This window comes from Gluconobacter albidus, from assembly GCF_002723915.1.
Taxonomy (GTDB): domain Bacteria; phylum Pseudomonadota; class Alphaproteobacteria; order Acetobacterales; family Acetobacteraceae; genus Gluconobacter; species Gluconobacter albidus.
The window spans coordinates 41,728-54,295 of sequence record NZ_BEWL01000003.1 but is presented as its reverse complement, the minus strand read 5'-3'; the positions used below and the strand labels follow the sequence as shown (position 1 = coordinate 54,295).

General features: G+C 60.6%; 10 protein-coding genes. 7 read left to right on the top strand and 3 right to left on the bottom strand.

From position 1 onward, the window contains the following. Window position 1: 1 nt before the first annotated feature. The 3 genes from GAL01_RS05345 to GAL01_RS05335 are packed head-to-tail and all read left to right on the top strand — an operon-like array spanning window position 2 to window position 3,768. The gene (locus GAL01_RS05345; RefSeq protein ID WP_062028648.1) at window positions 2–490 is read left to right on the top strand and encodes a DUF6468 domain-containing protein; all 489 of its coding nucleotides are present in this window, start codon (window positions 2–4) and stop codon (window positions 488–490) included. 6 nt (window positions 491–496) lie between these two features. Continuing rightward, window positions 497–1,219 carry a MotE family protein gene (locus GAL01_RS05340; protein WP_062028645.1) on the top strand — a complete coding sequence of 241 codons (723 nt, stop codon included), beginning with the start codon at window positions 497–499 and terminating at the stop codon, window positions 1,217–1,219. Continuing rightward, window positions 1,216–3,768, top strand: coding sequence for a tetratricopeptide repeat protein (locus tag GAL01_RS05335; RefSeq protein WP_062028643.1), 2,553 nt, complete (start codon window positions 1,216–1,218; stop codon window positions 3,766–3,768). The genes GAL01_RS05340 and GAL01_RS05335 overlap by 4 nt, the downstream gene beginning before the upstream one ends. Here the strand turns inward: GAL01_RS05335 and GAL01_RS05330 are convergent. Further along, on the bottom strand, window positions 3,765–4,445 hold the full coding sequence (locus tag GAL01_RS05330) for a TetR/AcrR family transcriptional regulator (RefSeq protein ID WP_231865260.1): 681 nt from the start codon (window positions 4,443–4,445) through the stop codon (window positions 3,765–3,767). The genes GAL01_RS05335 and GAL01_RS05330 overlap by 4 nt on opposite strands. 114 nt (window positions 4,446–4,559) lie before the next feature. On the opposite strand from GAL01_RS05330, the gene GAL01_RS05325 reads away from it, so the two are divergent. From GAL01_RS05325 to GAL01_RS05310, 4 genes are read left to right on the top strand one after another with little or no spacing between them, the layout of a single operon-like run. Continuing rightward, window positions 4,560–5,774: an efflux RND transporter periplasmic adaptor subunit gene (locus tag GAL01_RS05325; protein WP_062028641.1), complete on the top strand. Its 1,215-nt coding sequence runs from the start codon at window positions 4,560–4,562 to the stop codon at window positions 5,772–5,774. Window positions 5,775–5,780: 6 nt separating this feature from the next. Beyond that, entirely contained in the window at window positions 5,781–8,957 is a 3,177-nt protein-coding gene (locus tag GAL01_RS05320; RefSeq protein ID WP_062028639.1) for an efflux RND transporter permease subunit, read from the top strand. Beyond that, window positions 8,954–10,420 carry an efflux transporter outer membrane subunit gene (locus tag GAL01_RS05315; RefSeq protein WP_062028637.1) on the top strand — a complete coding sequence of 489 codons (1,467 nt, stop codon included), beginning with the start codon at window positions 8,954–8,956 and terminating at the stop codon, window positions 10,418–10,420. Before GAL01_RS05320 ends, GAL01_RS05315 begins: the two co-directional genes overlap by 4 nt. Window positions 10,421–10,432: 12 nt before the next feature. Then, window positions 10,433–10,780, top strand: coding sequence for a hypothetical protein (locus tag GAL01_RS05310; protein ID WP_062028635.1), 348 nt, complete (start codon window positions 10,433–10,435; stop codon window positions 10,778–10,780). A gap of 83 nt (window positions 10,781–10,863) precedes the next feature. On the opposite strand, the gene pnuC is transcribed toward GAL01_RS05310, so the two are convergent. Next, window positions 10,864–11,421 (bottom strand): nicotinamide riboside transporter PnuC, encoded by a 558-nt coding sequence (gene pnuC, locus GAL01_RS05305; RefSeq protein ID WP_062028633.1) that lies wholly within the window; start codon window positions 11,419–11,421, stop codon window positions 10,864–10,866. After that, window positions 11,412–12,566, bottom strand: a complete 1,155-nt coding sequence (locus tag GAL01_RS05300; protein ID WP_062028630.1) for a phosphotransferase enzyme family protein — start codon at window positions 12,564–12,566, stop codon at window positions 11,412–11,414. The genes pnuC and GAL01_RS05300 overlap by 10 nt, the downstream gene beginning before the upstream one ends. Window positions 12,567–12,568 lie beyond the last annotated feature (2 nt).

Here is a 12,568-nt window from a genome sequence, read left to right as displayed (position 1 = left end):
CATGGATAGATTTCAGCTTGGGATCGAGATTGCCCTTTCAGTCCTGCTCCTGGTGACCATTTTTTACAGCCTGTATCTGGGCCGCGCACTGTCCGTGCTGCGGCGGGACCGTGGGCAGCTCGATGCCCTGATCTCCAGCCTTCAGTCCAGCAGTGCCCAGGCTCAGTCCGGCATTGACCATCTGCGCCAGACGACGGAACTCGTAGGCCGTGCTCTGGGAAAGACGGTCGAATCCGGGAAAAGTCTGAAACGGGATCTGGCCATGCTGTGTGACCGCTCGGAGACCCTCGCCCAGCAGCTGGAATCGCTGCTGCCCGCTGGTCGCGTTGCAGCAAAGGCAGCGCCTCGGATTGAAGAAATACCTGAAGAAACGTCCTTCCGCTCGGCGCTTCGCCTGAAGCCGGATGAGGTGCGGACCATGAAGCCCAGTGGCAGCAAAAGCGCTGCCGAGCGTGAACTTCTCCGCGCGTTACGTCAGAAGCAGGGATAACCGGACATGTTTTTCCGTCTTCTGCATCTGGCCTGCGGCCTGATGATTGTTCTTCTCGGGGTCAAGGTCTACGCGATTGCGGGCGATCTTATGGGAGACACCGACAGCTCCTCGTCTGCTCTGACGGCTGTTGCCATGGCCCAGCCCCAACCCGTCGCACCGGTATCTGCGCCTACGCCGGTTGAACTTCCCAAAGCTGCTGACACCCCCTCTTCTGCGGTTGCGGCATCTCCGAAGGTTGACGATTTGTGTGCCAAAGGGGGATGCAAGGGGCCTGCACCCGCAAATGTGCCTGCCTTGGCTCAGCCTGCCGATCCTGCGCTTGCGGAACAACTCGCCTCGCGGGAGAAAGAACTGGATCGACGGGATACAGCGCTGAATGACCGCCAGCGTCTTGTTGATGCTGCGGAGGAAGAGTTGCAACGTCGCATGACTGCGCTTGAGAATTCCCGGACCGCACTTGAAAGCACCGAACAGCACACTGATCAGCTCCGGAACGATGATGCGGATCGCCTCGTCAAGATCTATCAGGCGATGCGACCGGAGGATGCAGCCGCGATCTTTAATATCCTAGACCTGCGTGTTGGAGTGGCGCTGCTGAACAGGATGAACCCGCGAAAGGCTTCGGCCATCATGGAAGCAATGTCGCCTCAGCGTGCCATCCTGGCGACCCAGCTTCTTGCGAACTCCCACGCGCGACCCGCTGCCCGGATCGGCGGCAACGGATGAAAAGGGTAATCCTGGCTGCAGTTCTGGGGCTGTCATCGCTTGGAACGGCGGTGGCCGCACAGACCAGGGCCTCCAGTGTAAAACCCGGAGGAGGAGGGGAAACCCATGCCGGACCGGCACCAGACGACAAGCTGCTGCCTGCTGGATGGTTGTTTCTGAACGATCCTGCGCCCCTTTTCCCGCATCCGGAAAAAGCTGTGCAGGAGAAACGGATTTCGGCGAATTCCGCTCCGGTGTCCGAACCTCGCCCGCAGGTTGTCAATGCGTCTCCCGCAACACCCATGCAGGTTCCCGACGCGACCGGGCTCTGGCTGCCGCTTGGAGAACTGACGCCTGTTGCAGCCTTTCGAAACGGGCAGAATATCGTGCTTGTAGCGGCCGGACGGCATGCTCTCGATACGGCAGGCCTGTCCGGGGTCGGGCCTTTCACGTCAGTGTCCAGCAGACTTCTTCCAGACGTAACGGTTATCACCATTGGGGTGTCTACTGATCGTGATCCGGTCCTGCGTCCGGTTGGAGCGGGATGGACGGTATCTGTCGCCCCCGATGTGAAGCCTCAGGCCGATATGCTTCTGGGGCAGGACGGAAACGCACTGACGTTCATGCCGCCTGTGCAGGAAGGACTGCCTCAGGTTGTTGCATTGGATGATCCGTCCTCGGGTCGGAGGCTTCTGCTTGGAATGACGCGCTCTGGACGCATCGGGCAGCCCATGCGCCGTCAGGGAACCGGATTTTCGGTTCGAAGCAGTCTGATGGGGGTGGTGGTGGCGGCCGATTCTGATGATATTGAACTGCGTCAGGCGGCAGGAAGGCTGGTTCTGGATACGATGGGGCCGGACAGTTTCCCCCTGATGGCTTCCAACCGGCTTCAGCCTTATGGATCGTCTCTAAGTGGTGTCAGTCTGGGAGGCGGAACCCCGCAAGAGCTTCGCGAGGCCCTCAGACGGAGTGTGGCTGCCGCAGCCCTGGCCCCATCGGCTGATCGGTTCGAGGCGCGCATGCGGGTTGCGCAGGCGGCGGCACGCGCCGGGAATGGACCGCTTCTGGGAGAGGTCATGCAGGTGGCCTTGGAGGACTGGCCTGAAGGCGCAGAAAAACCTGAGACGCGCCGCCTGCAACAGATATCGGCCGTGCTGAACCAGCGCGAAGTTTCATCCTATCTGACCGAGGACGGAGGCAGCACTCCTGAAGATCAGCTCTGGCGTGGAATGATGCGTATGCTTATGCCATCCGCCAGCCGGGTTGGGCAGAGCGCGTCCGGGTCTGTGGAAAGCGACCGTAATCATACGGCAGACCTGATTGCGACAGGGCTACCTGTTCTTCAGGCGTATGCAGCGCCTTTGCGGGACCGTCTTCTGCCGCCTGCAGCCCAGTGGGTCGCGCGTTATGGTAATGAAAGCGCGACGAAAATTCTCGGTCAGCTTCCTGAGGGACCGCAGGTGGCTCTGGCAAAAGCGCTTCTGGCGGCTCGTCGGGATGCGCCGGATGCAGAAGAGAAGCTGAAAGCGCTCTCACGTGAAACATCGCCGTTGGTCTGGCCGGTGGCAAGGGAAGCGCTTCTTCGGCAGGCGCTGGAGAAGAAAACGCTGTCCCCGCAGGCTGTCGCCGATCAGGTTGATGGCATCCTGCCGGCTCTTCGGATTGCAGGCAGGGAAAAAAGTGCCCGTCTTCTGCAGATCGAGGCACTGATGAGGGGGGGGAATCTCGCCGCTGCTGCGACGGCAGTTCAGGAATGGAACCGATTGTATCCTGAGGATATGACCGATGTTGAAGTGCAGAAGAAGGATATTATACGGCGGATGGCAGAGACTGTCTCTGCAGATGGGAGTCAGGCTCTGAATGAAGTGGCCTTTCTGAAGGACGCGCTGGCCGAAGCTTCAGGGAATGGGTCGTTACAGCGGGATATCTTCGACGGTCTGGCGCGTCGTTACGAAGCCATGGGGCTGCCGGATCAGGAGCGGGACGCTCTGAGGAAGCTTGTGGACATTCAGGGTGGCGCGCAGGGCATGGCTGTCCGCATCCGGCTGTCCAGGCTTGAGCTCGACATGGGAGATGCCAAAGCGGCCCGGCAGGATCTTTCGGCGTTTGCCGAAGGCTCTCCTGATGCTGCGCTGGCTCTGCCGGGAGGCAGCAGCAGCCAGTCCGTGGAGGTTGCGCTTCTGCGCGCGCAGATTGCGCTGGCCGATCATCGTTCGGATGAGGCCGCGGGAGAACTTGCCACCATTCGGGATCCGCGGGCCTGGACGCTGCGGGCCCAGATGGCGGAAAAGGCGGGAGAGTGGTCCCGGGCGGTGGAGGCACTGACCCCCATGCTGGACGCGCTTACGGGGAATGGCGAAACGGCGAAGGCGCCACTCTCTCCTGACCAGCAGGCTCTCATTCTCCGGGTAGGGGGAGATGCATCCAGGGCGCAGGATCAGCAGACGCTCAGAAGTCTTCAGGACCGGTTTGGGACGATGATGGCGGGGACACCGTCGGAGGGTGTTTTCAGGTTGCTGACGGGGAGCAGAGACGGTGCTGTGACGCCCCCTGTTTCTGCTGGTGGCTAGTGTCTGTTCAGGGGAGGGGTGACAGGGCGATGCCCTTCCAGAAAAACCCTGATGCCGTAAGCCATGAATTCTTCGAGCTTTTCTTTTGAACGGCTCGGTTTGCAATGTGTGAGGCGCCCCAGCGTCGGGCCGCCGAGCGTCATTCCGAAAAGAAGGTCCGACGCCTCCGTAATATCGGGAATGTCCAGTCTGCCTGCTTCGGACTGGATAGCCATCCAGTTCTGGATGGGCAGGACCCGTCCCGAGAGCTGAAACAGGTCTGCGACCAGTTGCCGGACTGCGGGATTGCGGCTCGTTTCCGTAATGACGGAGCGGAGCAGGCTCAAACGTTCATCACAGAACATGCAGGCAGCAATACTGGTCATCAGGCCCAGAAGCTGTTTTTCCATGGAATCCGTGGGGGCCGGCGTATAATTTATGGGGGCGAACAGGCGTTCGAGGATCAGTGTTTCGAACAGGACCTGTTTGGAGTCGAAAAACTGGTAGAGGGTTTTCTTGGACATTCCCGAGCAGGACGCGATGCTGTCCATCGACGTGGCGTGATAGCCATGGGTGATCAGGACCGAACTGGCAGCGTCGAGAATCCGGTTGCGTCTTTCCGCTTCGTCGAGCTGCGCTGGGCGGCCACAGCAGGACTGTTTCCGGTCTTCGGACTGGCTGCTCGACTGACTGGGCAAGATGAACTCCGATATTATTTCACAGACCGAATTGACGTCTGTCAAAGAAACCCGCTAGTTTCCGTCCTCGCGGGAAACTAGCGGGTTTCTGTATCACAGGATAGCGGCCGTATCATGCCTTCTTTTCAGAAAATATCGTTGAATTGTTCTGCTGCCCTGTCTCCGGTTGGTTCGTGGGGTGGGAGGGGCAGTTTTCTGGTGCCGCTTCTGGCACTCCCGCTGCTGGTGGCAGGGTGTCAGAAAAAAACGCCCCCTCCCCAGATGCCGCCCCAGCCTGTTGATGTGGTGACGCTGAAGACGCAGCCGGTCACGCTTGAGACGTCCCTGCCCGGACGGACGGATGCCTATGAGCAGGCGCAGATCCGTCCGCAGGTGAATGGTGTCATTGTCTCGCGTGATTTCGAACAGGGTGCGGACGTCAAGGCCGGACAGCAGCTTTTCCAGATCTACATCGCGCCGTATCAGGCAGCTTACGATCAGGCGAAAGCACAGCTTCTGAACGCACAGGCCGTGGCAGCGCGGGCGAACGGGCAGCTCAAGCGGTATCGTCCGCTGGTGGCGGCTCATGCCGTGAGTTCACAGGACTTCGACAATACGCTGGCAACGGCGCGTGAGGCCGAGGCCCAGGTGGCACAGGCGAAGGCAGCGCTGGAAGCGGCAGCCGTCAACCTGAATTACACCCATGTTCGTGCGCCCATCAGCGGGCGTATTGGCCGCACGCTTTATACCGCTGGTGCGCTTCTGACGGCGGGGCAGACCCAGCCGGTCGCAGTTGTGACACGGCTTGATCCGATTTACGTGGACGTCAATCTGGCTGCTACCGACATGCTGCGCCTGAAGCGTGAACTGGCAGACGGGCAGCTCGAGCGGAATGGCACGGATGCGGCGGCGGTAGGCCTGCGTCTTGAAGACAACACCGAATATCCGGTGCGTGGCAAGCTCCAGCTTTCCGAAGTCACGGTGGATCCGGCGACCGGAACGCTTGTCATGCGCGCCGTTTTCCCGAACCCGGATCATCTGCTGCTGCCGGGCATGTTTGTGAATGCCCATATTCAGGAAGGCATTGATCCGCACGGTATGCTGGTGCCGCAGGTTGCAGTTGCGCGGGATGCCAAGGGCAATCCCTACGTCATGGTCGTGGATGGCGAGAACAAGGTCAGCCAGCGTTCCATTCAGGTCCTGCGGACGGTCGGCGAGTCCTGGCTCGTCTCGGACGGGCTGAAGGAAGGCGAGAAGGTGATCGTAAGCGGTCTGCAGAAAGTGCAGCCGGGTGCAAAGGTGGCGCCGCATGAAGCGCCTCCTGCAGCTCCTGCGGGAAAGGCGGAGTAACCCCGCATGTCATTGTCCCGCTTCTTCATTGACCGGCCCATCTTTGCGTGGGTTATCGGTCTGATTATCATGCTCGTTGGCGGTGTTGCGATCACGCGCATGCCGATTGCGCAGTATCCGAACATTGCACCGCCCCAGATTGCCATTTCGGTCATGTATCCGGGTGCATCTGCCGAGACGGTGAACAATACGGTTGTCCGCCCGATCCTTCAGCAGATGTATGGTCTGGACCATCTCGAGTATCTGTCGGCTTCGTCTTATGCGAGCGGACAGATGGAGATCGACCTGACGTTCGAGCAGGGTACGAACCCTGACATCGCGCAGGTTCAGGTCCAGAACAAGCTCCAGCTGGCCCAGCCGCGTCTGCCGGCGGAAGTCACGGCGCAGGGGCTGAGCATCACGAAGGCGACCAAGAACTTCATGATGGTCGTGGCCTTCATTTCCGAAGATGGCAGCATGTCTGGGCAGGACATCTCGGATTATGTCGCGTCCAACATTTCCGACCCGCTGTCACGCGTTTCGGGCGTGGGCGATCATACGCTGTTCGGCTCAGAATATGCGATGCGCGTGTGGCTGGACCCGTCGAAGCTCTACAATTTCGGCCTGACGGTCGGCGATGTCCAGTCCGCCATTCAGGCGCAGAACATCCAGGTTTCTTCGGGTGAGCTTGGCGGTCTTCCGGCCAAAAAGGGCATCGGGTTCGATGCCACGATTATTGGTCCGACCCGTCTGAGCACGCCTGACCAGTTCAAGGAAATCCTGCTCAAGGTGCAGCAGGATGGCAGCCAGGTGCGTCTGAAGGACGTGGCGCGGGTCGAGCTGGGGGCGCAGAGTTATGCTCTGGGATCGTCTTACAACAACCATCCGGCCGCCGCGATGGCGCTCAAGCTGGCGCCAGGCGCGAACCAGCTCAAGACCGAGGCTGCCGTGCGTGCGCGTCTGGGTGAGCTGAGCCGTTATTTTCCCCAAGGCCTGAAGCTCGTTTATCCGCTTGATACCGAGCCATTTATCACGCTCTCCATTCATGAAGTGGTCGAGACGCTGATCGAGGCGATCGTCCTCGTATTCATCGTGATGCTGATCTTCCTGCAGAACTTCCGCGCCACGCTGATCCCGACGATCGCCGTGCCGGTGGTTCTTCTGGGAACGTTCGGGCTGATGTCCATTGTGGGCTACAGCATCAACACGCTGACCATGCTGGCCATGGTGCTGGCGGTCGGTCTGCTGGTCGATGACGCGATCGTGGTGGTCGAGAACGTCGAACGTGTGATGACGGACAAGGGACTGTCACCGAAAGAAGCGGCCCGTGTCTCCATGGACGAGATCTCGGGTGCGCTTGTGGGCATCGTGCTGGTGCTGACGGCGGTGTTCCTGCCGATGGCAGCGTTCGGCGGTTCCACGGGTGTGATCTATCGCCAGTTCTCTATCACGATCGTTGCGGCCATGTGGCTGTCGGTTCTGGTGGCGATGGTCATGACGCCGGCTCTCTGTGCGTCCATGCTCAAGCCGACCCACAAGGGGCATGATCGTGGACCCGCAGCCTGGTTCAACCGGACGTTCGATCGTATGACGAACGGTTATATCGGGGGCGTAAAATGGCTGATCCGCGTGCCGGTCGTCAGCATGCTCGGGTTCGTCCTGCTCACGGCGCTGGTCGGGTTCCTGTTCATGCGCGTGCCGGGGGGGTTCCTTCCTGACGAGGATCAGGGAATCATCTTCGGACAGGTCACAATGCGCAACGGGGCGACCGAAGCGCAGACGGCGGCCGTCAACCGCAAGATTACCGACTACGTTCTCAAGACCTACGGCCAGTATGTTGAATCCGTCTTCACCATGACGGGCTTCAGCTTCGCGGGTCAGGGGCAGAGTGCGGGTGCGTTCTTCATCCGTATGAAACCCTGGGACCAGCGTCCGGGCACTGCGCACACCACCATGACCGTGTCGCGCGAGATCATGATGCATTTCTGGATGGATCCGGAAGCGCAGATCTTTGCCGTCAATCCGCCTGCTGTGATGGAGCTGGGCAATGCGACCGGTTTTGATCTGGAGCTGGAAGACACCGGACATCTGGGTCATGAAGCGCTGCTGGCCGCGCGAAACCAGATCCTGAGCGAAGCAGCGAAAAATCCGCTTCTGATGGCTGTTCGCCCGCTGGGTATGGAGGATGCGCCGCAGTTCAAGCTTGATATCGACCGTGAGCGCGCCAACGCTTTCGGCCTGACGAATGCGGATATCAACACGACGATTGAAGGGGCGTTTGGCTCCATCTACGTCAACCAGTTCATGCGCAATGACCGCGTCAAGCAGGTCTATATCCAGGGCGAGCCCTGGGCGCGCATGACGCCGGAGGATCTGAACCGCTGGTATGTCCGCAATGCGACGGGAACGATGGTGCCGTTCAATGCCTTTGCTTCGGGGGTCTGGGTTAACGGTCCGCAGAAGGTCGAGGACTATAACGGTCTGAACTCCTACGAAATCCAGGGACAGCCGGCCGTGGGCGCAAGCTCGGGTCAGGCGATGACGGAAATGGAGAAGCTTCTGGCCAAGCTGCCGCGCGGCATCGGTTATGAGTGGACGGGTCTGTCGTTCGAGCAGCTTGCTTCGGGTGGATCGACCGGACCGCTTTATGCTCTGGCCGTTGTGGTCATCATGTTCTGTCTGGCGGCGCTTTATGAGAGCTGGGCCATTCCGTTCGCGGTGCTGCTCGTGCTTCCGCTCGGCGTGCTGGGTGCCATTGCGGCAACGCTGGGACGCGGGTTGGCCAACGACGTCTATTTCCAGGTCGGGCTGCTCACGACGGTGGGTCTGTCGGTGAAGAACGCGATCCTGATCGTGGAATTCGCCAAGGCCTTCTTCGAAAGTGGCGAAACTCTGGAAGACTCGGTTCTGGAAGCCGGGCGTGAGCGTCTGCGTCCGATCCTCATGACGTCGATCGCCTTTGTCTGTGGTGTGTTTCCGCTGGCGATCGCGACCGGGGCTGGCTCGGCAGCGCGCGTGGCGATCGGAACCTGTGTCGTGGGTGGCATGCTCTCGGCAACGCTGCTGGCGGTCTATTTCGTCCCGGTCTTCTTCGTGGTGGTGCTGCGTCTGTTCCGTGTGAGCCGGGTCAGGGACCGCAAGGACCCGTATGCCCATCTGGACAACAAGGCGGCGCCTGTCGCCGAAGGGGAGCACGGAGCATGAAGGCCCGTCTCGGACTGACTTCCGGATTTGCCGGAATGCTGATGCTTTCGGCCTGTAACATGGCGCCGGTTTACCACCGGCCCACGCAGGCCATCCAGAACAGCTACCCCGCGGATACGGCATCGAGGAACACGCCTGCGGCTCAGGCCGCGTCCAATCTCGGGTGGGAGGATTTCTTCACCGACCCGCGGCTGAAGGCGCTCGTGGCGCTGGCGTTGAAAAACAACCGCGACATCGCAGCGCAGCTTGATGCTGTGGGCGTGGCGCGCGGCCAGTACGAGATCCAGAATGCCTCGCTGTTTCCGATCATCTCGGCTGGCGGACAGGGGCTGTTCATGGCGCCATCCGATACGGCAGGTTTCTCCTTTGCGCCTGGCGTTGGCGAGCATATCTCGACCCTGCGTCTGTATCAGACGTCGATCGGATTTTCGTCTTACGAAATTGATCTGTGGGGCCGCATCCGCAACCTGACGCGTCAGCAGAAGGAAACGGTGCTGAACAACGTCGAGAACGCGCGGAACGTTCTCATCACGACGGTCTCGCAGATCGGGACGACCTACATCCAGTGGCTGGCTGATCGCGAGCAGCTCCGGGTGACGCGTGCCACGCTGGCGTCCGAGCGCGATACCCTGCGGCTGACCCAGCTTTCCTATGACAATGGCGAAACGGATGCGCTGACGCTGGCGCAGGTCAAGACACAGGTCGAGCAGGCTTCCGCCTATGAGGCGCAATATACGCGCGCTCTGGCGGATGACGAGCATGCGCTTCAGCTTCTCGTCGGCTCGCCGCTGCCCTCGACCTTGCCGGAACCGGCGCCCTTCGGATCGCAGACCATGATCACGGATCTGCCGGAGGGCCTTCCTTCGGATCTGCTGGAGCAGCGGCCGGACGTCCGTGCGGCAGAGCATACCCTGCTGGGGGCCAATGCCAATGTGGGTGCAGCGCGCGCGGCGTTCTTCCCCCGCTTTACGCTGACGGCTTCGGAAGGCACCAGTTCGCTTCAGTTCCGCAAGCTGTTCACGCCGGGTGCCGAAACCTGGAGCATCTCCCCGTCCATCAGCATTCCGCTGCTGACCTGGGGGCAGAGCGAAGGGAACCTGATGATGGCCAAGGCGCAGTCCCGTCAGAATGCGGCGCAGTATGAAAAGACCGTACAGTCGGCGTTCCGTGAAGTTTCGGATGCGTTGACGGCACGGGAAACCTATACGACCCAGCAGCGCCACATGGATGAGCTGGTGGCGCAGTCGCAGCAGGCATTCGATCTGGCCAACATGCGCTACAAGGCCGGTATCGACAGCTATCTGACCACCCTGACGCAGCAGCGCACCCTCTATCAGGCGCAGCAGAACGACATCATGGTCAAGGCCGCAAGGTTCCAGAATATTGTAACATTGTATCGCGCACTCGGGGGTGGCTGGAGCCAGAAGACAGTTTCGCCTAAGGTGCCCGCACAAACGCACTGACCGGAGAGCATCATGCGCAGGTTGATTGTCCCAGTACTGGCCGTTCTTGCCGTTTCAGGCGCGGCCCTTGGTACGGCCGTGGCGCAGGATGCGGATGACGGTCCCAAGAAGCCGAGCATGCACGACCTGTATCACAACTCGTCGCTGCCCAAGAGCCATGCCGATTTCAGCCGGTATCGGTATCGCCCGGCAGGGGACAAGGTGATCGAGCAGCCGGATGCCTTCCGGCTGCTGTTTCAGACGAAGGATGGTCAGCCGGACGGTTATGCCGAACGGCGGGGTACATCTGTTTTTTATTACGACCGCTACGGCAAGCTGCGTCAGATCCAGCCTCTGCCAGAGGATGAGCCGGCTGATTAATGTTCTGGTCTGAAAAAAGCCGCTCTGAAAATTCAGGGCGGCTTTTTTTTTGATGGAGATTCAGAGGGGGGACTGGATGCCGCTCAGCCAGAGGCTTCGGGTTTCCAGAGCCGGTATCCGTTGATCGCCAGTACGACAAAACCGGCATAAAGCAGGGCTGTCGGATAAAGACCGCGGCTGAGGAACAGGGTCACATAGGCGCTGTCCACCACGATCCATAACAGCCAGGTTTCACGATAGCGCATGGTGTCCCAGTATTGGGCGAGAATGCTGTAGGCCGTGAGGGTGGCGTCCGTGACGGGTGTGGGATCGTTGGTGAAGCGGGCAAGGATGAATGCCCAGACAGCGCTTCCTGCCGCGCCGCAGAGCAGCCCTTTCAGAAGTGTGGGGCGTGTCGGACGGCGGACGTGGATCCTACCATCCGGTTTCGCCATCTGGCGCCAGTGCTGCCAGCCGTAGACGACATACAGGCAGAATGCGATCTGAAGCCCGGCATCGGCATAAAGCCGGGCCTGAAGGAAAATCCAGGAATACAGCCCTGCCGCGGCCAGAGACACGGGCCAGCAGATCATGCTGCGCCGCGATGTCAGCCAGACGGCCAGCGCGCTGAGGACGGCGCCCAGAATTTCGATCAGGGACATGGCGCCGTCTGGAGAAGATGCGTCAGCTTGTGCAGGAACTGCTGGCCTGTGGGAGACGAGAACCAGTGGGCGTGGCCCAGAAGATAGTCCGTATAGGCGGCTTTCACTCCGGCCCTGTCATGAACCAGTGTCTCGTAATAGGCGACTTCGGACAGGGCATATTCGACGTGAACGAGCGGCAGGAAAAGGGGCACCAGACGGCTTTCTTCAGCCGAAAGGGCATAGTGTGTCTGATAGCCTGACAGGAAGGCTTCGAGGCGGTCGAGGCTGACAGGACAGTCGCTTTCGGGTTCGAGCCATGCGATGGCGGTGCGTTCGATGGCGACCGCGAGATCGTAGGCGGCGCAGGTGCGGTCCGACATGCCGAAATCGAGAATGCCGCAGACCTGCGCTTCCGGGTCGGTGCCGGTCCAGAACAGGTTTGACGGGTGCCAGTCGCCATGTCCCCAGCGCGGCTGGATTGTGCCGAGATGCGGCTTCAGCTTTTCATGAAAGGGCAGGAGGGCCTGCGGGAGATCGGCGCGCCAGCGGTGGTGTGTCAGGGCTTCGGTAAGCCCGGCCTGATGGGGGATCCAGCGTTCCAGCCCGGTCATCAGATCGGCAGATGTGATGATCTCGAAGGTGGAGAGAAGCGGGCGGCGGGCAGGGCGCGCAGGGGCGTCGAAGCTTCTTGACGCCTGGTGAAGCTGGCCCAGACGCTGGCCAGCGGAAAAGGCGTGGCGGGCGTTGTGGAACGGTTCCCAGGATTGCACGGTCTCGTACAGGTCATGTCCGGGCATGATGGAAAAGACTTCGTAGGCCGATCCATTCAGATCGAGTGCGGCTTCCCCGCTTTTTGTGTGCCACGTCTTGCCGACAGGAACCCCCTGTTCAGCCAGATGTGTGATGAAGCGGTGTTCTTCCGCAAGGGCTGTTGCATCGCGCAGGCAATGATCGTGGCGTTTGAGAAAAACGCGGCTGCTATCCTCCAGCAAAACGACGCCTGTTGAGGAAAAGGGGCGTCGTCCGTGCCAGATGACCTGCCGCGCGGGGGAAGGAAGCGGAAAACGGGAGAGAACATCGCGGGCTTCGGCGTCCGACAGGGCGGGCCAGTCCCGCCTGCTTTCGGGACCATTGACGCCGAATTGTCCGGAAGCCTCCGCCATGC